Source organism: Dyadobacter sp. NIV53, from assembly GCF_019711195.1.
Lineage (GTDB): Bacteria > Bacteroidota > Bacteroidia > Cytophagales > Spirosomataceae > Dyadobacter.
Window position 1 is genome coordinate 12,857 of sequence record NZ_CP081299.1, and the last position, 25,152, is coordinate 38,008.

Here is a 25,152-nt window from a genome sequence, read left to right on the forward strand (position 1 = left end):
TGGAGCCTACGTTTTATAAATCCGTATCAAGGCAAAAAAGTATTGACGAACTCCGCAAAGAATCGCAGGAAGCAAATCAGTCAAAACTACAGGCATATAAGCAATCACAGCAAGAATCTGCAACAAGAAGAACTGCAGAAACCTAAAACATCAAAAATGGAGGCAGCATCTGCCGTAAGCAGAACATCATCTATACTTACTGGCAAATCGGAAACAGCTTCTGGTACAGGTTTAAAAAAATCATCTGAGCAAAAGAATAACCTGTTTGTGATATCAGTTTTTCTTGTAATGGTAATCCTTGTATTGGTAAAACTGCTTTTGTTTGCAGTATAAATATTGGAATGGAGCACTGATAAATTTAATTCTGTTCTGTTAACAAGAGAATTAAATTCGTCAACTTTCAGTTTGTATTACGTACAAGCATCAATACTCCATTCACCACTCTGTATAATGAAATTATTACTACACTATTTAAGCAGATATAAAGCCCTCATTTTCCTTGCCTTACTCCTAGCTGCGGTCAATCAAATTTTCTCTTTGTTAAACCCTTACATATTAGGAAATTACTTAATTGATCCGTTTGCCAATAAGGCCAAGTATTTTAGAGATAACGGTTTGAACAATGAATTTTTCAGAGGAATTACCCTTGGCCTGCTTTTGATTATTGGTACAGCAATGGTATCCCGAATTGCCAAAGCCTTTCAGGATTATGTAGTAAATGTTGTAATACAAAAATTTGGGGCAAATCTTTATACGGACGGGCTTCGTCACGCTTTAAGGCTACCATTTCAGGATTTTGAGGATCAGCGAAGCGGTGAAACTTTGTCCGTACTCCAAAAAGTAAGGGCAGACTGTGAAAAGTTTATAACCAATTTTGTGAACGTACTGTTTTCTACACTGGTAGGAATCGTTTTTGTGGTCATTGTTGCTTTTAAATTGAGCCCGATGCTTCCGCTTATTTATTTGGTTGGTTCCGTCGTTTTGGCATTGCTAACAAGCGTATTAAGCAGAAAAATAAAAAGCATACAAAAAAATATCGTTAAAGAAACCACTGCACTCGCGGGTTCTACCACGGAATCGTTAAGAAATATTGAACTGATTAAAAGCCTGGGACTTACCCAGCAGGAAATAGCAAGGCTCAATACAACCACATTTAAAATATTAAAGCTCGAACTAAAGAAGGTAAAAAGCATCCGCTCAATCAGTTTTATACAAGGAACATTTGTTAATTTTTTACAGCAATGTATCATGTTCGCATTGCTTTTCTTTGTCTTCCGTGACCAGATCACAGTTGGCCAGATGATGATGATGCAGTTTTATTCATTCTTCATTTTCGGTCCCTTACAAGAACTTGGAAATGTAATTTTATCTTATCGTGAAGCCGAAGCATCGCTGGTAAATCTGGAAGCACTTCTTGCAAGGCCAGTCGAACATAAGCCTGCTAATCCGGTTACGATAGAATCCATAGAAACATTAAGATTTCAAAATGTTCGCTTTCAGCACCAGTCGGCTACCCGTCCGGCATTGGAAGAAATTTCATTTCAGGTCAAACGAGGCGAAACTATTGCATTCGTGGGGCCATCTGGTTCAGGGAAAACTACTTTGGTAAAGTTATTGGTAGGTTTGTATCATCCCAATACCGGTTCTATCTTTTACAATGACATTGACGATAACAACATAGACTTTGATGATATGCGTCATAAAATAGGTTTTGTAACACAGGATACACAGCTTTTCTCCGGAACAATTAAGGAGAATCTTCTTTTTGTAAATCCCGAAGCATCTGATGAACTGATAAGTGATGTACTACGTAAATCTGCATGTTACAACTTGTTATCCCGGGCAGAACATGGAATTGAAACGGTTATCGGTGAAGGCGGATTGAAGCTTTCAGGAGGAGAACGCCAGCGTTTGTCCATCGCGCGTGCATTGTTAAGGAACCCGAATCTGATGATATTTGATGAAGCAACTTCCGCTTTGGATTCATTGACAGAAGAGGAAATATCAAACACCATTCGCACCATTACGGACCGAAGACAACATATCACCGTTATGATCGCTCACCGGTTGTCTACGATCATGCATGCAGACAGGATTTATGTACTGGAAAAAGGCAAGATCATTGAAACCGGCAGTCACACTTCGCTGATTGATGAAAAAGGTTTATACTATGCAATGTGGCGTCAACAAATTGGTGAAAGAAAAGATGATGAAAAAGCACTTGCGGCTGTAAGTGATGAAGTAATATAATACTTAGCAAGATCCGGGTTTCTCAAATCTTTCTGCACTGCTATTTTTGAACAAATTAACCATCAACTCAGAAGGTTAATTTGTTCAAAAACAGAATGAATGCTCTTGATAAAATAACCAATGCAGATTGGGAAAGTATAAGCGAAGCTATGCACGAACATGGTTTTGCTTTAATAAAAAATGTATTGGATGATGTTGATAGTGAAAAATTCATAACAAATTACTCAAACAAGGAAATTTACCGGAAAACCATTGTTATGGAACGATACCGGTTTGGATTGGGAGAATATAAATATTTCAATTATCCATTACCAGATCTTATCAGTAACATCCGTGCGGCTGTCTATCCAAAACTTGCACCAATTGCCAATAAATGGATGGAGGTTTTGAATATAAATAAACAATTCCCTGATTCACTCGAATCTCTTAAAGAGTTTTGTCACGCTAATAGTCAAACGAAACCAACAGTTTTGATTTTAAAATATGGTCAGGGTGGTTTTAATACATTACATCAGGATTTATACGGGGATATTTTCTTTCCAATTCAAAGTGTACTTTTTTTAAACGAACCTGACATAGATTATATTGGTGGCGAGTTTGTATTGATCCAACAAACGCCGAGAGCACAATCGAAAGCTATTGTATTAAAACCAGCCAAGGGTGATCTGTTAATTTTTACTACAAATTTTCGTCCGGTAAAAGGAAGCAAAGGTTATTACCGCGCAAATATGAAACACGGGGTAAGTGAAGTACATAGCGGAAATCGTTTTACACTGGGTATTATTTTCCATGACGCCTTGAACTAATGTTTCAACACACAGAATTAGGAAACAGCAGCTTTGAAAGAAAACGCAAATTAAAATCTTTAATAGACAACGGGCAGGTCAAGTTTGGTGGAAACAAACTGTTGAAAATATATGGCACCTTGTCATGCAAATCAGGAAAACGGATGAAAATTGAAAACCGGGTATTTTTTTCAACTGAACCGGAAGCGGTTAAAGAAGGATACCGACCTTGTGGACATTGTATGAGGGAAAAATATCTGGCTTGGAAGAATAATCATAACTCATATTCGAACAGTAAGACTTCTCCATAAGTAAAAAACCAGATAACTTTCCCAGCCTTTAAAGGTCTCGAAAAAAGCAGAAATCTTATCCAGTTCGCTTCTCTGCCCAATTATGTTATGATTGGCCAATGCATTAAGCAAGCCAATATCGCCGTGGGGAATACATCCAGGCTCTTTCAGGGATTTCATAAGTACATAATTGGCCGTCCACGCTCCTATTCCTTTCTGATCAGTTAAAGTTTTTTTTCTGGAAGCAAAATCGGGTAATTCTTCTATTATTGCCTTACTAAGTGTTCCATTTGAAAAAGCTATGGCAGTTCCAACCACGTAGTTAATCTTCTGTTGTGAGAATTGCATAGCACGTAATTCCTCGATATCAACATTTGCGAGGGTATCACTATCCGGAAATATAAAATACAACTCACCTTGATATTCAATTCGCTTGCCATATTTTTCTATCAGGCGTCTTTTCACTTTATAAGCAAAAGTGAGGTTAATCTGCTGACCAATAACACACCAGCAAATGGCTTCAAAAAGATTTTCAATTCCCAGCAGGCGTAAACCTTTAAAATCCTCAGCCATATATGCTAATCTGCCATCTTTTTTTAACAGATCGTAAAACGGCTGGATATTGCGGTTCATATCAAACCATTCAATGATATAATCACTAACAAATTTTTTGCTTTCATAACTGACTTCCCCAACCAGGATATTTACCTCCAAAAAACTGCCATTTTCAGTAACCCGTACCAGGTAAATTTCCCCTTCAAATTCAATTGCTTTCATAATATCATGCTGATGAATAATATGCAGGCAATCGTCATAATTTCTGTTTAAAAACCAAAGACACTCCTGAAAACTGAAAAGGGCAGGAATCGGAATCAATAAAATGCGGTCACTTATCATTTAATAAAATTAATGAATCGAAAAACTTACAATAACCCGCTTCTTGCTTATTATGCGAAATTGAAAAGATTTAATGTACAATTTTAAAAACCAGTTCCTTTAGTAATTCTCCTTCAGGTATGCTGACGCCATCCAGGCCTTTTAATCGGCCGTCACATTCGCGTAAATAGTGAATGACACTGGCTGTTTTCTGTAATGGGAAATTTCTAGCAGCCAGGTTGTAATCTTTTACAAAAAATGGATTAATACCCAGTTCAGCGGCTATTCCTTTTTCAGATTTATCTTTGCTTGCATGCACCAGGAGCACTTTTGTAAAAAAACCGTAGAGAATGATCAGAATTGGCGACAAAGGGTTGTCTTTTAAATTGGCAGCAAAGTAGGTTGAAATCCGGTTTGCTTTGAGTACATCGCGGGTTGCGAGCGCCTTCTGAAACTCAAAAACATTGTATTCTTTACTGATCCCTACGAATTTTTCAACAGCTTCGGCATCTATCCCCTGATCCACGCGTAGGTTCACCATGATCTTACGGATTTCGTTCGTAAGCCGTTTAAGGTCATTTCCGATGTTATCAACAATCATTTGCACAGCCTTAGGACTTATCTTTACACCCTCGGTCTGACAAAATGAAGCAACCCAGTCAGGAAGTTTGTTGTCGTACATTTTTTTGGACTGGACCACCACACCATGATTATTGAAAGCTTTTACATAAGACTTCCTTTCGTCGGCATTGGCTTGGAAACATAATATAAGAACTGTGCTTGTAAGTGGATTTAATGCATAATCTTCCAGTCTTGCCAGTTGTTCTTTTTGTTCAATACCTCCCAGTTTATTAGCATCTTTCACCATAATAAGCTGTCGGTCAGCCATAAATGGATATCTTCGTGCATAACTTAACACGCCGGCAACATCAGTATCCTTACCATACAATACGAATTGATTAAAACCCTTTTCTGACTCTGATACAACTCTTTTTTCCAGCTCATCTGCAATAGCATCAATATAATAGGGTTCATCTCCGTACAAAAAATACAAAGGCCTGTATTTCTTGCTTCTTATCTCTTTTAATACAACATCCGGCGTTTGGGCCATAATAATTTTCTGAATTTTTTAACAAACAATTCTAATTTAACCTTTTTACATTTTCAGTAATAAAAGCAGCGGATATTTCCTGTAATTCAGGAAAAAAAGTCCTGAATTTCTGAAAATAAAATTCTTCATTTTTTCTTAATTCCAATCCCGCATCTTTAATGGAAACAAGAAAATCTGCGCGTCTTGACATTCTGTTAAAGGTTAGATCAATACCTTCAAAAGTAGCATAACTATTTAACCAATCCTGACGGATCATAGACCTGGACATCGGAATCATTGCTTCGGGAATCAGGTATTCATTTTTTTGAATGACAGTATACATTCTGTCAGAATAAGCCAACAGGGATTCCGAACAAAAGTGATTAAAGTATTTAGCCAGAAAATAATCAAAATAAATGTCAACAATTATACCGGCGATCCTGCCATGAACTTCCGCAACCTTATTTTTCGCTTCACGTACAACAGGGTGGGAATCAGTGAACATGTCTATGTGCCTATGCAGTTTAAGGCCAGCTACATACTCCTGATTCCAGTTTACTGTCTTCTCGTCAGTAAGCCGTCCTTTGACAAAATCACCGACATAATTTCCCATAATTACTGCACTCTTATCTCCTGACAGCAATAAATGCGCTAAAAAATTCATAAAAATGACATTTTGACAAAATTGCAGTAGGTTTGCCTAACAAATTTGTGAGGGACTCAATCCGGGAACAATTATTTTACAACAACAATTATTTTAACCAAACAAGCAAATGAAAGTCGAAAAAAATAACGTGATCACGTTAAAATATAGCCTGCGCATACCCGATACGGATGGGGAAATGGACATGGTAGAAGTTGTAACGGAAGAAGATCCAATGTATTTTATACAGGGTGTGAGCGGATTACCCGAAGGTTTCGAAAACCAGATTGAAGGCCTTGTTGCAGGTGATACTTTTGATTTTACCGTTGAGCCGGAAGAAGGATACGGAGAGTTTGACCCGGAAGCCATTGTTGAACTTTCACGCCAGGTATTCCAGATGGAAGATGTAGATCAGGAAGAACTACTTCAGATTGGTAATGTGATCCCAATGACGAACGAAGACGGCGAACGTATGCATGGCCAGATCGTTGAAGTCAAAGACGATGTTGTAGTTATGAATTTTAACCATCCGCTGGCTGGTAAAAAAATGCATTTTGAAGGTCAGATAATTTCCATTCGTCCGGCAACTGCTGAAGAAATAAGCCATGGACACGTACACGGAGAGGGCGGCGTTCACCATCATTGACGTGTCCAGAGATTAAAGTTTAGAGTTTAAAGTTCAAGGACGCACTGTTCCACTCTGAACTTTAAACTCCTTAACTTGTTAATCTGCTTTGTACTGCTCTACTTCTACTCCGAATCTTTTTAGAAATTCGACACCTTCCTCAATTGCAATTCCTTTGTATGCAGCGTAAGAATGCAGGAAAATTACTTTTTTAATTTTCATTGTATAAATAACCCTTGCACACGCAATACATGGGGCCAGCGTTACAAATAGCGTAGATCCTTCAATATTCGAACCATTTTTAACAGCAAAAAGAATGGCATTCTGTTCTGCATGTAATGCAAGTGAGCAGCTTCCTTTTGCATCTCTCGGACAACCGGTCTCGGGAAATTCCTCGTCGCAATTATGCGTTCCTGCGGGAGGGCCGTTATAACCGATTGAAATAATACGGGTATCCTTGGTAAGTACAGCACCTACCTGTGCTTTTATACAATGGGAACGCCTGGCAAGATTTATGGCCAGTTCCATGTATATCTCGGCAAATTCAGGCTTGGAATTCGTTGTTAATAAAGTCATTGAATAGTATAAAACTAGATATTACCTGCAAACTTAGAAAAATGATGGTTTGGATTCAATATACATTAATATTTTGGCTGAGGTGTGTATCGCTTATTGCACTGCTTCTTTTTGGCTGTATTGCGTATTCACAACAGCAAAAAACAATACTGACACTTAGTAAACAATCACCTGCGCTTTTTAAATCCTATAAATTTTTTATTCAGCAGGTAGAAGATAAACGAAAAGAACCTGGCGCCGGAATGGGAAAAGTAATAGTTTTTGGTAAAGAATTGCCTATGACATTACCAGGTGCAGCCGAAAAGGAATTGTTTTTGTACTGGTCCTTTGCAGCGCCGAAAAATAAGGACACTTATTTGCCACTTTATATTACAGTAAAAGATTTCCAGATTAATGAAAAAAGGGTAGCACCAAACAAAGTAACCGGAGAAATAAAATTGTCTGTTACCTTCCGCTGGTACCGGAATATGCAGCCAGTCGAACTGACCAATTACCAGACATCGGCTAATTATATCCGCCCTGAACAGGATTTCGATTATGAAAAACTGGCAGGCCAGCTTCTGAATCAATCTCTTATACATTTCAATAAATGGATGACTTCCAATGCAGGTAAAAGTTCAGCATTGGCGAGAAATTTATTATTGGTTTTTAAAGAAATTACAATTCCCGGTCAGTCGGATACCGTTTTCTACGACCCGAAACGGCCTTTGGTCTGGTCAGACTTCAAAGGCCAGAGCAGCAGGCCGGGCAGCCGGTACGCAGCAGCAGTTTTTACAAGTTTTGGTTATGAGGGTAAATCTTATCCAAAGGGTGATGATCTGGTAGTGGAAATAGGCTTGAAAATTTTTATGGTAAAAAGTATGTCCTGGGGACGGCCTGATGCGCATAATACGACCACATTACGGCATGAACAGCTTCATTTTGATGTGACCCGGATTGTAGTGGAACGATTTAAAGAACGTCTGAAAAAAGCAGAATTGACCATAGAGGACTTTGACAGTGAAATTCAATATCAGTTTCTTGAAGCATTCAGGGAAATGAATACAGAGCAGGAAAATTATGATGGCGAAACAGGGCATGGTATAAACGGATCGGCACAGGCTGGTTGGGATCGTAAGATTTCAGCGGAAATTGAGGCCATTTACTCAATGCAATAACAAAGAACCTTCTGAAAGGTCATAAATTTTGTAATTCTGGCCGGAAAGGTAAGCAGTCCATTTTTCCTTTTTTCTGCCACGGATTTCACCTCCCAGTAAAAACATGGTTCGCTTATCAGGTAACGAAACAGTTTCTGATTTTCTGAATTTTCCACCGGTAATAAGTTCATAATCAATTGGTAATGCAGAATTGATAAAATTGCCGTGGTAAATTATTTTTCCCCTCCACGATATCAGTTTACCTGCTGGCATATTAGCCACATTTAATCTGCCCGACTTTAAATTTTGATCTTTTTGTAAGTAAACTGTTTCAGTGATTCCCTGGCTAATTGCGTAATTTTTGATGTGAAATTTATAAGAATCGACATCCCGTTGAAAAGCTTCGTCGCTTGAAATAAAAAGCTTATTTCCTATTTTAAAGCTCATGACAGAATGCCTGGGTACTGAATGTATAATGGCGGCTGCTGAAAGATAAGTTTGTATGCTGGCTGATAAAGAATAAACCACAAAAAGTACAACGATGACACAACTACGCTTCAAAACTAAATATTCCTGCTTATAGTAACTATACCATACTGCAGTTAAAACAAGATATAAAATCATTACCTCTACCCTATCCAGATACAAGTTTTCAATCAGATATCCTGGTAATAATTTAGGAACTGAAACTGAAATATTGGTTAAATAAGCTGATGCTTCTACCCAGAAATTCACAACAAATTGCAACCAATCGATATGAAGTAAACTTGCAAAAAGCAAAGCCATGGAGGCCGGCAACAAAAAATTGGTGAAGAAAATTACAAAAGGATTGATGAGCCAGAAATAAAACGGGAATTGATGGAAATAAAACAAGCTTAACGGGAATGTAGCAAGCTGGGCTGCAAAGGACAATGCTGTAATTTGCCAAACATATTTTAATAAGAAATTAGAAGGCTTCCAAATACTATCTATTGATTCATACAATAAGAAAATACCTGACATTGCCAGGAAGGACAACTGAAATCCAACATCATACAAAGCATGCGGATCTAATATCAGTATTAATATGCCGGAAATCGCCAGGGTGTTCATTGAAGTCTGCTTTCGGCTGAACGCTTCGGAAATAATAAATACGATGCACATTAATGTAGCTCGCTGAACAGATGGAACCAAACCTGTTACCAATGCATAAAAGCAAAGCAATGCCGTTACAACTAACAGGTAGGCATATTTTCCAGTTTTCCAACGTTTTAACCAGCCAAATAACTTGCTTATCACCATAAACAATATCGCAACATGCATTCCCGAAACAGATAGAATATGAATTGTACCGGAAACAGTATAATCATCAATCTGGTCAGAGCCAAGATCATCTCTCCGGCCCAATAACATCGCTTTGACCAGGCCGTACGAGTCATCATTTTTGATATTATCCCGAAATTTCCGGTCGGCCCACTCGGAAACAGCAGTGCTCCACAATCCGGGCCGGTAAGATTGATTTTCGGAAGTTAAAACAGAATAAGAGTCCTCCGGTAAATAATCCGTCCAAACAATTCCTTTATTCCATAAATAGCGCCGGTAATCAAATTCTTCCGGATTAAGTGATTTTACCGGTTTGTCCAGGCGGCCATTCACAATCATATAATCACCCGGTTTTGGTACCATCGCTGCGTCAACAGCGATGCTTACGAGTGCTTTTACATCTGCTTTAATCCATAACTTTTCATGAAGCATTCGTGTAACCAGGATTTCCAATCGAATGGATTTTGACCGTTTTTCAGGCAGGGATTTTACAATTGCTTCGTAAGCGGAATAATCCTTTTCAGTTAAAGCAAGCTGGTCCGCTTCAAGCCGGCAATTTTGCAAAGAGGAGGATAATGCGCCTCCGATTACCAGAAACAGTGAGAAGGCTGTTCCAAAATAAAAATGAGATTTCTTTTGGTAACAGTAGAAAGCAATGGCCGCAACCGCAATTAATAATCCAAGTAAAACCTTGCTAATTAAGGCTGAATCAAAAATCAGGCACTCTTTGAGAAGAATGCCTGACATGAAAAACAGAAAAAAACTGATAAACGGTACGCGTGAAAGCATGGGCCAATACTAAGGAATAAAAAAACGTTTGGTTACCATGTCATTCGCAGTATTAACTCGCAAAAAGTAAATACCAGCAGGATAATTTTTTACATTGATATAAGTCCAGTTTTTAACTTCATCCGTCATCTTAATTCCACTTGCATTAATGATACTTACAGATAGACCAGTATAATCAGGAGCATAAATATCGGCGTTCAGGAAATCACTCACCGGATTCGGATAAATATCAACAGTTAAATTGGCGTCAGTCTTACTCGCAAATTCAACTAATTTTGCCCTTCTCGGGCTCAAAGCCAGTGCCGCATGCATTCTGTTTTTTTGATCACCCGTAAAAACACTCATACATACATCCGGAGAATAATCCATGTAATTCTCGATCATATTCCGCGAGACCGGACCATTACAGGTTGAGAATTTGGGCTGACAGGAAGTATCCGTTGTTTCATTGGCATTTTCTGCTCGTGGCGTATCGCTGCAATAATCCGTTCCACAGTTTGACAGTCCCCAGATATGATAAAGACCAAGCCAATGTCCTACTTCATGTGTTGTAGTCCTTCCCAGATTATAAATCGTCCCGGAATTACCGGAAGAATTTCTGCCAAAATATCTTGAATCAATAATAACTCCATCTGTTAGTGGACCATCCTCGTCTTCATCCGTTGTGGACAAACCTTGTGTGAGGTCATTAACTTCAGTTACAACAGGAAATTGTGCTACGCCAAGATAACGATTTGACAACCTGCAAACCCAAATATTTAAATAGCGGCTCGTAAGCCACGGAGGCGAAATGGTTGCCAGTAATTTATCATCTGTAAGTGGACTGAACTGAGCCTGGTCATTGTAAGTACGGACAATATCAATCAATTTAAAGCGGATTCCTGTATCAACGGCAAGCGAATCGGTATAAAAACCTTTGTAACCGGACTGATTGGAATAATCCTCGTTCAAAACATCAATCTGGCTCTGGATCTGTTCGTCTGAGATATTGGAATTATTTGTTCCGCCAATCTGATTGTCCGCCTGACTATGTACAACATGTATGATTACCGGAATAGTAATTACTTCATTTGCGGAAGTCCGTAACCTTGAATCGCTCTTAATATAATTTTGAATGAGCCTCTCTGTCTCCTGCCTTCGTTTTAACAATGCAGGATTTCTTAAAAATTTTATTGAGTCGCGCTCTGTTGTAACACAGCGAATTAACGCCGGGTCAGTGGTCTGCGCTTTGGCCGATACAGCCATAATTAGAAAAAATACCGCCTGAAAAAGCAGTATTCTATTGCTCAGATTTATCATAAGCTGCAAGTATATCTCTTACCAAACGATGGCGCACAACATCGGAACCATCCAATTCAACAAAACTAATACCTTTTATCCCTTTTAAAATGGCCAGTGAATCAATCAAACCCGATTTCAGATTTTTAGGAAGATCTATCTGTGATTTGTCACCAGTAATTATTGCTTTGGAGCTTGGCCCCATACGCGTCAGGAACATTTTCATTTGCATGGGCGTCGTATTCTGAGCCTCATCAAGCAGGATGAATGCATTATTCAGCGTTCTGCCACGCATATAAGCCAATGGTGCGATTTCAATCACCCGGCTTTCCAGATATAATTTCAATTTTTCGGGTGCGATCATATCGTCGAGCGCATCATAGATCGGGCGGAGGTACGGATCAATTTTTTCTTTCAGATCGCCGGGTAAAAATCCCAGGTTTTCTCCTGCTTCCACCTGCAGGCCGGGTAATGATAATTTTCCTTACTTCCTTGTTTTTCAGCGCACGCACTGCAATAGCTACGGCTGTATATGTTTTCCCTGTTCCCGCTGGGCCAACCGCAAACACCAGATCAAATTTTGAGGCTTCTTCTACCAAAAGTTTCTGATTGGCAGTTTTGGCTTTTACTACAAGCCCCTTATTACCATAAATAATTACGTCAGCGTCGTCATCAGCGTTTTTTGATGTTGAGTTGGATACTCCTGACAGATAACCTTTTACATTGTCATTTGTAACCTTTCCGTATCTTAAATAATGGGCTATTAAAGAATCCATTACATCAGTGATCCGGATTATTTCAGGAGCAGTTCCCTGTATCCTGATCTCGTTGCCCCGTGAAATAATTTTGCTTTCGGGGAAAGCAGCTGCGACTTCTTTAATGTTCGAATTGTGAATTCCCAAAAAATCGACCATAGAAATGTCTTCGAGCGTGATGATTTTTTCCAGCAAATGAATTGATGTTTGAGTGTTTAATTAATTTTCTAAAATTTAGTAATAATAACCAAGATTTATGTGATTATCATACACAATAACTGTTACCAAATCTTATTTATAATAAAAAACAAAAAAATATGAGCAACTGATTCATTATCAGTCAAACAAAATTATTATTCTACCACAAAAAAAATACTTGTTGCCACTTTCTTTCCTCCATCGCCTGCAATGCTTAAATTTGTGTTAACATGGAAAATAACAAGGCAACAACCAACTACACCTCAACAGGTTCAAAGCAAGCTGGTACCGCAAGGAAGCCAACTGGTACACGCACAACAGGGCCTGATCAAACTTTCAGCAAACTTCCACCCCAGGCCATAGATGTGGAAGAAGCAATTTTGGGGGCGTTAATGATTGAAAAAGACGCTCTAACGGCTGTTGCAGATATTTTAAAACCGGATAGTTTTTATAAAGAGGCACATCAGCGCATATATTCTGCAATCATTACACTTTTTGCAGATTCGGAGCCGATTGATATGCTTACTGTTACTTCCAAATTGAGAAGTACAGGCGAGCTTGAAATTATCGGTGGTGCTTCCTACATTATGGAATTGACTTCCAGAGTCAACTCTGCCGCCAATATTGAATTCCATGCACGTATTATTTCTCAGGCAGCAATTAAACGCGAACTGATAAAAATTTCTTCTGAAATCCTTAAAGAAGCTTTTGAAGATACAACAGATGTTTTTCGTCTGTTGGATAAAACAGAGCAGTCTCTTTTTCAAATTTCCGAATCCAATATAAAGAAAAACTATTCGGACATGGGGGCATTAATGCGTCAGGCATTGGATGAACTTGATAAGAAAAAGAATAATAAGGATGGTTTAACGGGGGTCCCTTCCGGTTTCAGTGCCTTGGACAGACTTACTTCCGGCTGGCAGAAAACAGAATTAATGATCCTGGCTGCAAGGCCGGGTATGGGTAAAACTGCCTTCGTGGTTTCGTCCCTTCGAAATGCAGCTGTGGATTTCAATATGCCTGTTGCTATTTTTTCCCTTGAAATGTCCTCCGTTCAGCTGGTAAATCGTTTAATATCCGCTGAAGCTGAAATTGACAGTGAAAAGATACGCCGCGGTACACTTGCCCCCCACGAATGGGAACAATTGCACCACAGGATTCACAGGCTTACCAATGCGCCCATTTTTATAGATGATACTCCTGCCCTGTCCATTCTCGAATTACGTGCGAAAAGCCGCCGTTTAAAGGCACAGCACGATATCCAGATGATTGTGATTGACTACCTTCAGTTAATGACCGGTGATACCGGTGGAAAAGGTGCGGGAAACCGTGAGCAGGAAATTGCCATGATCTCAAGGTCATTGAAAAATCTTGCGAAGGAACTGGATGTACCGGTAATTGCACTTTCTCAGCTAAGCCGAGCCGTAGAAACGCGCGGTGGAGAAAAAAGGCCGCAACTTTCAGATTTACGTGAATCCGGTTCTATCGAACAGGATGCAGATATGGTTATTTTCCTATATCGTCCTGAATATTACGGTATCACAGAAGACGAATCAGGAAATTCTGTTGCTGGTATCGGTGAAGTAATTCTGGCAAAAAACAGGTCGGGATCCCTGGATACAATTCAGTTAAAGTTTATTGGAAAGTATACCAAATTCGCCGATCTTGATTCACAGTTTTCACCAGCTCCATATTCAGTAGACCGCCCGATTGCCAATACCAATCCAATTGCTTCCTTTGAAAGCCAGGCGCCACCAGCCGCAAGCGGCACATTAAGAAGCCGCGCAAACGATCTCAGCAATTTTGATTACAAAGGCCCCGACAGCGAACCGCCGTTTTGAAAAATGGGTTAAGGGTAAAAAGGTTGATGGCTGAATACGCTGAATACAAAGAAAAAAGGGTTAAAGTGTGAACAATATCTTGAACAAAATACCTTAATAAAGCCAATGTGAACATGGTAGACAGGGATAGTCAATAGCGTACTATACTTCTTTTTGTTTTAGATAATAAATTGAAGTATTAGCAGGCCTAAAATCATGTATGTTATTTTACAGACACTTTTAAAAGGAGTTTCGTTGAAAATTAATATCTAAAAGTGAAAAGAAGGAAGCAACAGTGCCTGGTGTAGCAGTAGCTCCAGAACAAAATAGGAGAAATGACTAAACTTTGTACAAAAACAAGAACTTTCCAAAGCACTTCTCCCCCCTTTGTTCTGTGTTTAATCGCTTAATATAACGATAGTGATGAAAAATTCAGGAACCGATTCCAGGTTTTGTTATAATTATTACGTCTTATTGAGCAATGTAAAATTTGTATTTTAACGTAGTTCTTATTGATGAAAATTATAATCAACTTGTGACAATTAGCTTTGTATGAGTAACTATTCTAGTAGACCGCATCAAATGAGAAAATTTTATCACTTTACCTATAAAAGAACAGTATTGGCTCTATCGTTCTTATATTTAATAACTTGCCCTAGCTGTAATAAGCAGGAGGATAATACAAGTTCAAATAAAAAATTAAGAGCTCTTGAAGCAGAAAACGAGACCTTGAAAAAGAAATTCAAAATTTAAACAAGCCTATTGACACAGTAGCACTTTATCAAGAAAATGGCATTAATGATCAAAAAGTAGTTAACAATAATTTAAATTTGATTAGAGACTTTTGTGATGATGATTTTAAACGATCTCGCTCAGAGCTGATTCAAGAAGGAAAAGAACTTGATTACAAAATTTCAAAAATTAATATTACTGATGGGGTTTTAACTTATGGTGTTGTTATACCTGGGATAAATGGATTAATGGAATATGAGTGTAGTCCTAAATTGGGAGAGTTAACTGTTCGTTTTCGAGGAGATATTGAGTTTGCTCAATTACAATACGATGAAATAAAATCAAAAATTACATGGGAAGGATGTGAAAAAAGGGAAGTTGGGGAACTTTGTGAAGCGTTTCAAGAAATGGAAGCGTTTCCTTTGAAAACTCACTTCCTAATAAATATCGTAAAAGACGATCAAACTGGAATTTTTGTTTTTAAAAGAATTATTAGCCCTAAATGATGAAGCTCGACTAATATTGGTAGACTAGACTATTCGGACCAAAATCCGTAGTCCTAACCTATTTAAAAGGAAAAACACATCACCAAACCCTTTCTATTAAAGTTATATGAGAAATTTAACTTCCATCCTTTCAGTAATATTTATCTTAACGAGTTGTTCAACAGGCTCTAATGGAAATGACTTTTGGATGCTGTTTGCTTTTCCATTATTGGGGGTAGCCTATTTTATAGGCAGAATTGCCCACGATTACTTTGAAAGAAATTTACCTGAGGAAAAGAAAAATAATGACCCTCAACCATTCCCCATAATGATAATTGGTTCTGTAATAATCGGGGCAATAATTTTACTATTCAAAATTATATTTTAACTACATCCCCAAACCTCTCTTTTTCTGCTGCTCCTGCTGATATTTAATTTCCGGCTGCTGCCCCAGCGCTTTCTTTTCCCTTTTATTCTGCTCCAAAGCTTGGTCTTTAGCTTGTTTGGTCTGGTCGGGTTAAATTAAAAGAAAGTGCAAAAACCGTCACGAGTTTTGTAAAGCAAAATAATCTGATCAATATCCCATTTATCTAATTCTCAGCCTAGTCTATGAAGATATTTTAAGAATAGTCAAGTATAGCAAATGACGACTCAGGTCTTTCTTGTTATTTTAGATCAATAATTCATTTTTAAAGGTGTTGAGGCTGATCATAGATGCCGGCAGGGTGACCGGATACGATCCGTTCACCCTTGAACCATTAACCTATTTACCCCCTCCTTTTCAACAACGCTACATTTTCAACGTGATGCGTGTTCGGGAACATATCTACCGGCTGAACCCTTGTTACTTCATAATCGTCGGCCATAAGTGCCAGATCCCTCGCCTGGGTTGCCGTATTACAGCTAACATATACTACGCGGTCAGGAGCTGCTTTTAATATCGTTTCTACTACCGGCTGATCCATTCCTGCTCTTGGCGGATCGGTAATAATTACATCAGGCCTACCGTGTTTTCTTAAAAATTCTTCATTCATAATCCGGCGCATATCTCCCGCAAAAAATGAAGTATTGGTTATGCCGTTTATTTTCGAATTAATTCTTGCATCTTCTACCGCCGCCTCTACATATTCTATACCAATAACTTTCTTTGCCTGCCTCGCTACAAAGTTGGCAATCGTACCGGTACCTGTATATAGATCATAAACAAATTCATTACCTGTCAAACCGGCAAATTCCCGTGTTACACTAAATAAATTATAAGCCTGGGCAGAATTGGTTTGGTAAAAGGATTTTGGGCCAACCAGGAAAGTCAGGTCTTCCATTGTTTCTCTGATATTAGTTTCTCCCGAGTAATGTATAACCTCCTGATCCTGGTAAGAATCATTTCCTTTGAGATTAACAATGTAATTGAGGGATGTAATTTCAGCATGCGTTTTCTGTAAATACTGCATCACCATTTCTATAGCCTCATCATTTTGCTCCCCAAATTGTACGATTACCATGACATCACCAGAATTCGCTGTACGTATAACCAGATTCCTTAACGTACCTACATTGAAACGTACGTCGTAATAAGGTATTCCATGCAACTCGCCAAAATGATGTAGAGAATTCCTGATCGTATTGGAAGGATCAGGCTGAAGGTGGCAATGGTCAACTGTAAAAATTTTATCAAACCTTTTCGGAACATGAAATCCCAAAGCATGTTTGGTAAACTGTGCTCCCGAATCCATTTGTTCCTTGGTAAGCCAGCGCCAGTTGGAAAAAGTAAATTCCAGTTTATTGCGGTAATATTCTGTTTTTGGCGCTGCCAGAATTGGATTAATTACAACGTCTTTTATTTTTCCTATCCTTTCAAAATGGTCAACTACCTGCTGCCTTTTAAAATTAAGCTGGTGCTCATAACCGATATGCTGCCATTTGCATCCGCCACAAACCGAATAATGCAAACAATAAGGCTCCGTCCGCATGGTAGATTTGGAATGAACTTTTGTAACAATGGCTTCCTTTAATTTCTTTTTGACTTTGACGACTTCCAGATCAACTATGTCACCGGGAGCAACATTCCCTTCTACAAAAATTACGCCGTCTTCTGATTTAAATATACATTTGCCTTCTGCCGCGAAATCCGTAATTTCAACGTATTCATAGGTATTCTTTTTGGACATATTTCTTTTATTAATTACTCGACCCGAATATTATCGGATACAATTTACTACCATTTTTAAGCCATGAAAAATCAGTTTACCCTACTATTTCTGATTCTGCTGTCCTTCTTTAATGCAAATGCAACTCATATAGTCGGTGGCCAGCTTTTTATTACTGAAAACAAAGGCTCGTATTATAACTACAAAATAGGGCTCACGATGTACTTCGATGCCATCAATGGCAATCCGGGCGCTGAAGATCCATTTGTAAACATTTATGTCTTTAGAAAAAGAGACAACGTATCGGTTGGCTATCTTCAGGCCCCAAAAATAGAACGAAAATCGGTCAATTACACCAATCCAGTGTGTGGAATCTCAACTTTGGAAACCATTATGATCACTTATGCCTCGGATTTAAGGCTTGAAGGAAGTGCATTTAATGACCCGCAAGGCTATTATATGGTGTGGGACCGCTGTTGCAGGAACGGAACAATTACCAATATAAAAATACCCGGCGATGCAGGAAGTTTGTTTTATCTGGAATTTCCACCAATAGTTAAAAATAATGTCAATTTTAGTAATTCTTCTCCTGTCTTTCCTACCATACAGGGTGATTATGCATGTGTAAATGCACCTTTTCTGTTCAATTTTGGCGGAACCGACGCCGATGGAGATAGTCTGGTTTACAGCCTTATAACACCAATGCAGGGATATTCAACCAAAGATGTACCAAGCGCACCCGGACAGGGAGCTTCCAGTTATCCCACAGTAACCTGGATCGACGGCGTTACTATTGCTAACATTATTCCAGGCCCCAAACCCCTTACAGTTGATTCCAAAACCGGAATGCTTTCAGTTACGGCAGGAAGTACAGGCCTGTATGTGTTCACAGTCCGGGTAGATGAATACCGTAATAAAACCAAAATTGGCACTTTGACACGTGATTTCCAGCTGAAAGTAGTGGACTGCCCCAAAATGGATGCCCCAAAATTGCTTTTCAAACCTGTCGGCAGAGATACTTTTTACACACAAAATGAAATTATCACAATAACAAAAGATGATCCCAATTGTTTTGAAGTAATGGTTACTGATCCGTCTATCAATGATCACATTAAAATAAACGGTGTGGCCATCAACAATTCCGAAAACTACTTTACCGTCCTGCCCGCTGAATTTCAAACAACAACTGCTAATGATACCATGCGTTTTCAGATCTGTCTGGACGAGTGTTTTGTAACCTATGACAACCGGCCGATCAGGATTGAACTGATTGCGGAAGATCAGAGTTGTCCAGTGCCTTTGTCTGATACATTGACCATTTTCATCAGGCGTGAAAGCAGCGGCAATACAGCGCCTGTGGTTACGACATCACTGACAAACGATTACGTACATGCTACAGCGGGGCTGCCGGTTAAATTTACGGTTTATGGTAAGGATATAGATAAGGACAGCATTGCCTTGTCTGCGCAAGGGCAGGATTTTACGATTTCTTCACAAGGGATGGTTTTTAATCCAATTTCAGGAAAAGAAACAATTCAGCAGAATTTCACCTGGACTCCGCCCTGCAATGCAAAAAAAGGAGATACGCTTGCTGTAGATTTTCTACTTAAAGATCTGCGCTGTTCAGGAAATCCCCTTGGCGTTTCTAAACCGGTTTATTTTATTATTGATCAGTCACCAAACAATCCGCCTTCTGTTTCGACAGATCTGAATTCTTCCACTATTTCCTATACAATCGGTAATTCAGGAACTATAGAATTCAATGTGTTGGCAACGGATGCTGATACTAACACAATTACTTTGGCAGCTCTGGGCCGTGGCTTTGATATGCAGGCCATGGGTATGAATTTCACTAATAAAACCGGTATTAAAAATTTAACTTCTCCTTATTCCTGGACACCGGATTGCGCTTTAATGAATGGTTCTACAGAACAGGTTTTTACAATTGACTTCATTACCGCCGACAAAAATTGCCTTTCTGCAAGCGATACAACAACGGTAGAAGTAACCATAAAAGACAATGCAGAAGATCAAATGCCTGAACTGCCAAATGTGATTACACCAAATGGTGATGGCAAAAATGACTGCCTTCTGCTCGACAATCTTCCAGCTGGAACCTGTGTAAACCAGTTCAAAGATGTAACCATTTTTAACCGATGGGGAAAACAGGTTTACTATTCAATCGAAAAAGATAAAAACTGGTGCCCCTCAGATATTTCAGGAGGTTACTATTATTATCTTATCCGTTATACCAACCAATCATATAAAAGCGGATTAACTGTTTTGAAATAATCATTGCCCCGACTGTTATATTATTATTTCATACGTCAAAGATGCGGAAATTCGCATCTGCTATTTTTGCTCTCTGCTCTACAAATAATTGATCATTAAGAAACCGGAAGGCACATCGGGTTGTTAGAAAAAAGTACTAACTATTTTCAACAGGATGTTAACTTCATTTCAGTGGTCATTTCTTTTAGCGCGGCTTGCAATAGGAATGAGTATGTTTGGGCATGGACTGGTCCGGATTCCAAAGCTACACGGATTCAGTAACTGGATGCTTGGACAATTTCAGAAATCTATACTTCCAAATGCAATTGTTGAACCATTCAGTTATATCCTTCCGGTTGCTGAGTTCTCTATTGGATTGTTATTGTTGCTGGGACTGTTTACCAGGCAGGCACTCATCGCCGGAAGCTTTGTTATGATTGCCTTGATTTTTGGATCTTCCATGATAGAGGAATGGGGCGCTATCCCGTCGCAACTTTTCCATGCTGCTTACTTTTCAATATTACTATGCTTTGTACATTCATACAATGTTTTTGCACTGGATAATCTTATCAAAAAAACATGAGTACAATTCAATAATATACTGTATTAATAATAAGCTAAATACATATCATACATTCAATTTTATCGATAAGACAGTACCTTTTAGTATGTATTAAATGTACTAAACTATTATTTTTTATAGTACATGCTTTACTAATAATAGGTATCCTACTTTTCATATTATATATTTTTAACAACATGATTAAAAGACAATTAGGAAATTCTGATTTATATGTTGCGCCTCTCACTTTGGGTGGAAATGTATTTGGCTGGACCATTGATGAAGCAAAATCTTTTGAAATACTGGATGGATTTGTTAGTGCCGGATTCAATTTTATAGATACAGCAGATGTTTATTCAAGCTGGGCACCGGGAAATACTGGTGGTGAGTCGGAAACGATTATTGGTAAATGGATGAAAGAAAAGGGTAACCGTGAGCATGTGATCATTGCTACGAAAGTCGGTGCTGATATGGGTCAGGGAAGAAAAGACCTAAGTAAAAATTACATTGTTAAGGCCGTTGAAGATTCCCTGAAACGTCTGCAAACTGATTATATAGATCTCTATCAAACACACTGGGACGACTTGCTTACACCAGTTGAGGAAACCTTAGAAACTTACTCGGAATTAATAAAGGAAGGAAAAGTACGCTGGATTGGTGCGTCAAATCTTTCAGTTGCCCGGTTAAGCGAATCACTCGAAGCCAGTAAAGAGAATAGTTTTCCAGCGTACCAGACATTTCAGCCAGAATACAATCTATACGCCAGAGAGGGATTTGAAAAGGAAATGGAGGTGGTTTGTCTTGAAAATAATTTGGGTGTTATCAATTATTATTCTCTTGCCAGTGGTTTCTTAACCGGAAAATACCGCAGTGAAGCAGACCTTGGCCAAAGTGCAAGAGGAGGTGGAATAAAAGATTTTTTAAATGAGCGAGGCTTTAAAATTTTAAAAGCACTGGATGAAATATCAACCCGCTATGAAACGGATCAGTCAAGTGTCGCTATTGCATGGCTGATTGCCAGAAAATCAGTAACTGCACCCATTGCCAGTGCTACAAACTTAAAGCAACTAGAAGCGCTGACGAATGCTGCTGACCTGAATCTGGACGCAAGTGCTATTGAAATTTTAAATAAGGCAAGTTCTTATTGAATAAATTAAGCCCTTAAATTTTCACAAAGCTGCATCATTCCGGTGCAGCTTTTTTTATTTTAAAAACTTTAAAATTCCGTAGAACTTTAATTTTAACAGAAACGTATTCATACTGTAATAAAAATAATTACAGTATGAATAATAGTAAATTTGCTATCTCAGTACATATTCTGACGCTGTTAGCAACTGCGGAAGAGGAATGGATGTCTTCGGAATATCTTGCCGGCAGTATTAATATTAATCCGGTTATGGTGCGCAAAGAGTTGATCAATCTGCGTGAATCTGGATTAGTTACCAGCAAGGAAGGAAAATCAGGTGGGAGCAAATTAGGTAAGTCCCCTGACGCGATCCTGATGTCTCACGTATATGAAGCTGTAAGACAAACCGAGCTTCTGGGAAAAGGAAGGAACTCACTTAATCCTCACTGTCCGGTTGGCCGGAAAATTAATGAACACCTGGATAGTCTGTACGAGGAATCCGAGAGAGCATTGATTACGAGTCTGGCCAAAACTACTCTAGCAGATTTTTGTAAGAAATTTGATTAATTTTTTTTCAACAAACTGTAACATTTTTTATTTCAGTATATATATTTTTTTAATATCAAAAGTTTAATAAAATGAAAATTGCACTAATTGGGGCAACAGGATTTGTGGGCTCGCATGTTTTGACAGAATTGGTTAATCGTGGTCATGAAGTTACTGCTATATCGCGAAACCCGGAAAAGCTGGATATAGACAGCAAGCTTGTTAAATCAACACAAGCAGACGTATTTAATGAAGATGAATTTGCCAGGATAATTGAAGGGCATGATGCGGTTATCAGCGCATATAATCCTGGCTGGACCAACCCCAATATATACAATGAATTTTTAGCAGGTGCGCAGGCGATACAGGCAGCAGTGAAAAAATCCGGTGTTAAAAGAATACTGGTAGTTGGTGGAGCAGGTAGTCTGGAAATTGCTCCCGGAATACAGTTGGTTGATACACCTGAATTTCCGGAACAGTTTAAACCGGGAGCTACATCCGCCCGTGATTACCTTAATATTCTTAAAAAGAACTTAATCTGGATTGGACTTTTCTAAGTCCGGCAATTGAAATGCATCAGGGAACATCCGGTGTACGAAGAGGGACTTACAGAACAGGACTCGATAATCCAGTATTTGATAAAAACGGCAGAAGTGTATTGTCTGTAGAAGATCTGGCCCTTGCTATTGTTGACGAAATAGAAAATCCACAGTTCATACAAAAGCGCTTTACTGCTGCATACTAACAGTATTGTATAAAATGTTAGAAATGTATTTTATGCATCTAACATTTTATACAATATAGTATTTTTAAATTTTAATATATGTATTAAAAGTAATATACTAATAAAAATAAATTAACATATTATATCATAGTTACATTTAATACATTCAAAACATATTAAATATACATTTACTTTGATATTTTTTGAATGTATTTTTCTTGTAAAAATCTTTTAATCAAATATATACATCAATGAAACTGAGAGGCCTGAAAAATTTTACGGATAGTTTTTCACAATCTGATACCATGCCCGTATTATTTCTGGGACATGGTTCACCAATGAATGGTATTGAAAATAATCAGTTCACCCTGGAATGGAATAAACTGGGAGAAGCAATTCAGGTTCCGAAAGCTGTAATTGTAATTTCGGCGCACTGGCTTACCAAGGGAACAAAGATCACGGCCATGCAAAACCCAAAGACTATTCATGACTTTGGAGGGTTTCCCAAACAGCTGTTTGACGTACAATATCCAGCTCCGGGTGACCCGGTTTTAGCTCTTGAAACGTCACGTTTGGTAAAGAGCACCAACGTTGGTTTAGATCATGACTGGGGGCTGGATCACGGAACCTGGACTATTGTCAGACATATGTACCCAAATGCGAATATTCCTATATTACAGTTAAGCATCGATTATGATAAACCCGCGGAATATCACTACGCACTTGCGAAAGAACTTGGAGAACTTCGTAAAAAAGGAGTGCTTATTATTGGCAGCGGTAACATGATTCATAACCTGCGAATGGTTGCATGGGACAAAGTCGCAGAACCTGAATTTGGTTACGACTGGGCAATTGAGTTGAAAATAAAAATGAAGGAACTGGTAGAAAATGGTAACCATGAGCCATTGATCCATTATGAAAAAATGGGTGCAGCAGCACGTTATGCGATTCCAACACCCGACCATTATTATCCCTTGTTATATGCATTGGGTTTGCAGGAAAAAAATGAGCAAGCGACCACTTTCAACGATGTAGCTGTGATGGGTTCGCTAACTATGACGTCGGTTAAAATCAGCTAATATTTTTGTTAATAAACAGGACCTGACACAAGTTTATGTTCGGTGAACGGTTATGGCATAGTTTTTCATTACATTTATTATTCAACAAATCAGCTGCTATCATGAACCGTAAACTTCTTGCAACAACATCAATTTCCATTCATGCAACACCTGCTGAAGTATGGCAGGCGCTCATAAATCCGGCAATTATTAAGGAATACATGTATGGAACCGAGACCAGAACTGACTGGGTATTGGGGAGTCCGATTACTTTTTCAGGAGAATATAATGGTAAATCTTACATTGACAAAGGTGAAATTCTGGCGATAAATCCGGAACGTGTCCTGAGTTACAGCTATTGGAGTTCTCTATCCGGTACAGATGATTTTGAAGATAATTACGCACACATAACCTACCACCTTTCCGAATTTGATGACGAGACTATTCTGGTCATTACGCAGGACAATCTGGAAGATGATGAAGAGGTTATAAAAGTAGAAGACAACTGGATGAAAGTTTCCCACACCATTAAATCTGTAGTAGAAGAAAATTCAATTTTGAAGAAAAAATAATATTCCTTCAAAACTAAAAATTTTATGAAAAGATCTTAACCCCTAAATTATCCGAACATGGAGGTTAAGATCTTTTTTCGATATTCAAAAATACCCTTCACTTCATTTTTAACAAATAAAGCGTCCACTATATTTCCCAAAAATCCCAGTGGCACTTTATAATTCAAAATATCTTCCATCAGTACCCCACCATCCACAGCTGTAAAATGATGCTGATGATGCCAAAAAGAATACGGCCCAAATCGCTGTTCGTCGATAAAGTATTTTTTGTCTTCAACATGCGTGATCTCGGTACACCACTTCATTGGAATTCCCAGAACAGGACGCACAACATACCTGATAATTTGCCCAGTGTACATCTTTTCGCCATGATGCTTAGAAGTAACCACAAAACCCATGTGAGCAGGTGTAATGTCTTTTAAATTAGCCGGATTAGAAAAGAATGACCATGCCTCTTCAAGTGAAATGGGTAATTGTTGGGTAAAATATAACTCCTGCATGTAGGCTCTCAAAAAC

Annotated in this window: 25 protein-coding genes and 1 pseudogene; 17 read left to right on the forward strand and 9 right to left on the reverse strand. The window is 38.5% G+C overall.

The window, feature by feature from the left end:
* Window positions 1–156 precede the first annotated feature (156 nt).
* The 4 genes from KZC02_RS00165 to KZC02_RS32375 all read left to right on the forward strand — a co-directional run bounded on the left by KZC02_RS00165 (window position 157) and on the right by KZC02_RS32375 (window position 3,346).
* A complete protein-coding gene (locus KZC02_RS00165) occupies window positions 157–333 on the forward strand; it encodes a hypothetical protein (RefSeq protein WP_221392247.1) in 177 nt (58 codons plus the stop codon).
* 117 nt (window positions 334–450) lie between these two features.
* Window positions 451–2,250 (forward strand): ABC transporter ATP-binding protein, encoded by a 1,800-nt coding sequence (locus tag KZC02_RS00170; protein WP_221392248.1) that lies wholly within the window; start codon window positions 451–453, stop codon window positions 2,248–2,250.
* Window positions 2,251–2,345: 95 nt separating this feature from the next.
* Window positions 2,346–3,056 (forward strand): 2OG-Fe(II) oxygenase, encoded by a 711-nt coding sequence (locus KZC02_RS00175; protein WP_221392249.1) that lies wholly within the window; start codon window positions 2,346–2,348, stop codon window positions 3,054–3,056.
* Entirely contained in the window at window positions 3,056–3,346 is a 291-nt protein-coding gene (locus tag KZC02_RS32375; RefSeq protein WP_221392250.1) for an Ada metal-binding domain-containing protein, read from the forward strand. Before KZC02_RS00175 ends, KZC02_RS32375 begins: the two co-directional genes overlap by 1 nt.
* Here the strand turns inward: KZC02_RS32375 and KZC02_RS00185 are convergent.
* From KZC02_RS00185 to KZC02_RS00195, 3 genes are all read right to left on the reverse strand, one after another.
* On the reverse strand, window positions 3,317–4,222 hold the full coding sequence (locus KZC02_RS00185) for a DNA-3-methyladenine glycosylase (RefSeq protein ID WP_221392251.1): 906 nt from the start codon (window positions 4,220–4,222) through the stop codon (window positions 3,317–3,319). The genes KZC02_RS32375 and KZC02_RS00185 overlap by 30 nt on opposite strands.
* 70 nt (window positions 4,223–4,292) lie before the next feature.
* Entirely contained in the window at window positions 4,293–5,312 is a 1,020-nt protein-coding gene (gene holA, locus KZC02_RS00190; RefSeq protein WP_221392252.1) for a DNA polymerase III subunit delta, read from the reverse strand.
* Between the two features lie 31 nt (window positions 5,313–5,343).
* Window positions 5,344–5,955, reverse strand: coding sequence for an ACP phosphodiesterase (locus KZC02_RS00195; RefSeq protein WP_221392253.1), 612 nt, complete (start codon window positions 5,953–5,955; stop codon window positions 5,344–5,346).
* Window positions 5,956–6,064: 109 nt separating this feature from the next.
* Here KZC02_RS00195 and KZC02_RS00200 point away from each other — a divergent pair, with 109 nt between their 5' ends.
* Window positions 6,065–6,580, forward strand: a complete 516-nt coding sequence (locus KZC02_RS00200; RefSeq protein WP_221392254.1) for a peptidylprolyl isomerase — start codon at window positions 6,065–6,067, stop codon at window positions 6,578–6,580.
* A 78-nt stretch (window positions 6,581–6,658) separates the two neighbouring features.
* On the opposite strand, the gene KZC02_RS00205 is transcribed toward KZC02_RS00200, so the two are convergent.
* Complete coding sequence (locus KZC02_RS00205) at window positions 6,659–7,135, reverse strand: dCMP deaminase family protein (RefSeq protein ID WP_221392255.1); 477 nt, start codon at window positions 7,133–7,135, stop codon at window positions 6,659–6,661.
* A 41-nt stretch (window positions 7,136–7,176) separates the two neighbouring features.
* Between KZC02_RS00205 and KZC02_RS00210 the strand changes: the two genes are divergently transcribed.
* The gene (locus tag KZC02_RS00210) at window positions 7,177–8,292 is read left to right on the forward strand and encodes a hypothetical protein (protein WP_229253913.1); all 1,116 of its coding nucleotides are present in this window, start codon (window positions 7,177–7,179) and stop codon (window positions 8,290–8,292) included.
* On the opposite strand, the gene KZC02_RS00215 is transcribed toward KZC02_RS00210, so the two are convergent.
* The 3 genes and pseudogenes from KZC02_RS00215 to KZC02_RS00225 all read right to left on the reverse strand — a co-directional run bounded on the left by KZC02_RS00215 (window position 8,281) and on the right by KZC02_RS00225 (window position 12,590).
* Entirely contained in the window at window positions 8,281–10,320 is a 2,040-nt protein-coding gene (locus tag KZC02_RS00215; RefSeq protein ID WP_221392256.1) for a ComEC/Rec2 family competence protein, read from the reverse strand. The two genes, KZC02_RS00210 and KZC02_RS00215, sit on opposite strands and share 12 nt — an antisense overlap.
* Window positions 10,321–10,371: 51 nt before the next feature.
* On the reverse strand, window positions 10,372–11,607 hold the full coding sequence (locus KZC02_RS00220) for a M43 family zinc metalloprotease (protein ID WP_229253914.1): 1,236 nt from the start codon (window positions 11,605–11,607) through the stop codon (window positions 10,372–10,374).
* A gap of 34 nt (window positions 11,608–11,641) precedes the next feature.
* Window positions 11,642–12,590, reverse strand: a pseudogene (locus KZC02_RS00225) (PhoH family protein).
* Window positions 12,591–12,823: 233 nt separating this feature from the next.
* Between KZC02_RS00225 and dnaB the strand changes: the two are divergent.
* From dnaB to KZC02_RS00240, 3 genes are all read left to right on the forward strand, one after another.
* A complete protein-coding gene (dnaB, locus tag KZC02_RS00230) occupies window positions 12,824–14,434 on the forward strand; it encodes a replicative DNA helicase (protein ID WP_221392258.1) in 1,611 nt (536 codons plus the stop codon).
* Between the two features lie 809 nt (window positions 14,435–15,243).
* Window positions 15,244–15,651, forward strand: coding sequence for a hypothetical protein (locus KZC02_RS00235; protein ID WP_221392259.1), 408 nt, complete (start codon window positions 15,244–15,246; stop codon window positions 15,649–15,651).
* Window positions 15,652–15,757: 106 nt separating this feature from the next.
* The gene (locus KZC02_RS00240) at window positions 15,758–16,018 is read left to right on the forward strand and encodes a hypothetical protein (RefSeq protein ID WP_221392260.1); all 261 of its coding nucleotides are present in this window, start codon (window positions 15,758–15,760) and stop codon (window positions 16,016–16,018) included.
* 379 nt (window positions 16,019–16,397) lie between these two features.
* Here KZC02_RS00240 and rlmD read toward each other — a convergent pair whose 3' ends face one another.
* On the reverse strand, window positions 16,398–17,798 hold the full coding sequence (gene rlmD, locus KZC02_RS00245; protein WP_221392261.1) for a 23S rRNA (uracil(1939)-C(5))-methyltransferase RlmD: 1,401 nt from the start codon (window positions 17,796–17,798) through the stop codon (window positions 16,398–16,400).
* 63 nt (window positions 17,799–17,861) lie between these two features.
* Here rlmD and KZC02_RS00250 point away from each other — a divergent pair, with 63 nt between their 5' ends.
* The 8 genes from KZC02_RS00250 to KZC02_RS00280 all read left to right on the forward strand — a co-directional run bounded on the left by KZC02_RS00250 (window position 17,862) and on the right by KZC02_RS00280 (window position 24,636).
* On the forward strand, window positions 17,862–20,069 hold the full coding sequence (locus KZC02_RS00250) for a gliding motility-associated C-terminal domain-containing protein (protein ID WP_221392262.1): 2,208 nt from the start codon (window positions 17,862–17,864) through the stop codon (window positions 20,067–20,069).
* A 154-nt stretch (window positions 20,070–20,223) separates the two neighbouring features.
* Window positions 20,224–20,631: a DoxX family membrane protein gene (locus tag KZC02_RS00255; RefSeq protein ID WP_221392263.1), complete on the forward strand. Its 408-nt coding sequence runs from the start codon at window positions 20,224–20,226 to the stop codon at window positions 20,629–20,631.
* Window positions 20,632–20,807: 176 nt separating this feature from the next.
* Window positions 20,808–21,758, forward strand: coding sequence for an aldo/keto reductase (locus KZC02_RS00260; protein WP_221392264.1), 951 nt, complete (start codon window positions 20,808–20,810; stop codon window positions 21,756–21,758).
* A gap of 134 nt (window positions 21,759–21,892) precedes the next feature.
* A complete protein-coding gene (locus KZC02_RS00265) occupies window positions 21,893–22,303 on the forward strand; it encodes an Rrf2 family transcriptional regulator (RefSeq protein WP_221392265.1) in 411 nt (136 codons plus the stop codon).
* Window positions 22,304–22,374: 71 nt separating this feature from the next.
* On the forward strand, window positions 22,375–22,839 hold the full coding sequence (locus KZC02_RS00270; RefSeq protein ID WP_229253915.1) for an NAD(P)-dependent oxidoreductase: 465 nt from the start codon (window positions 22,375–22,377) through the stop codon (window positions 22,837–22,839).
* 14 nt (window positions 22,840–22,853) lie between these two features.
* On the forward strand, window positions 22,854–23,027 hold the full coding sequence (locus KZC02_RS31260; protein ID WP_229253916.1) for a hypothetical protein: 174 nt from the start codon (window positions 22,854–22,856) through the stop codon (window positions 23,025–23,027).
* Window positions 23,028–23,257: 230 nt separating this feature from the next.
* A complete protein-coding gene (gene ygiD / locus KZC02_RS00275) occupies window positions 23,258–24,085 on the forward strand; it encodes a 4,5-DOPA dioxygenase extradiol (protein ID WP_221392266.1) in 828 nt (275 codons plus the stop codon).
* A gap of 101 nt (window positions 24,086–24,186) precedes the next feature.
* Entirely contained in the window at window positions 24,187–24,636 is a 450-nt protein-coding gene (locus KZC02_RS00280; protein WP_221392267.1) for an SRPBCC domain-containing protein, read from the forward strand.
* A 47-nt stretch (window positions 24,637–24,683) separates the two neighbouring features.
* Here the strand turns inward: KZC02_RS00280 and KZC02_RS00285 are convergent, their stop codons facing one another.
* Window positions 24,684–25,136 (reverse strand): SRPBCC family protein, encoded by a 453-nt coding sequence (locus tag KZC02_RS00285; protein ID WP_221392268.1) that lies wholly within the window; start codon window positions 25,134–25,136, stop codon window positions 24,684–24,686.
* Between the last annotated feature and the right edge of the window lie 16 nt (window positions 25,137–25,152).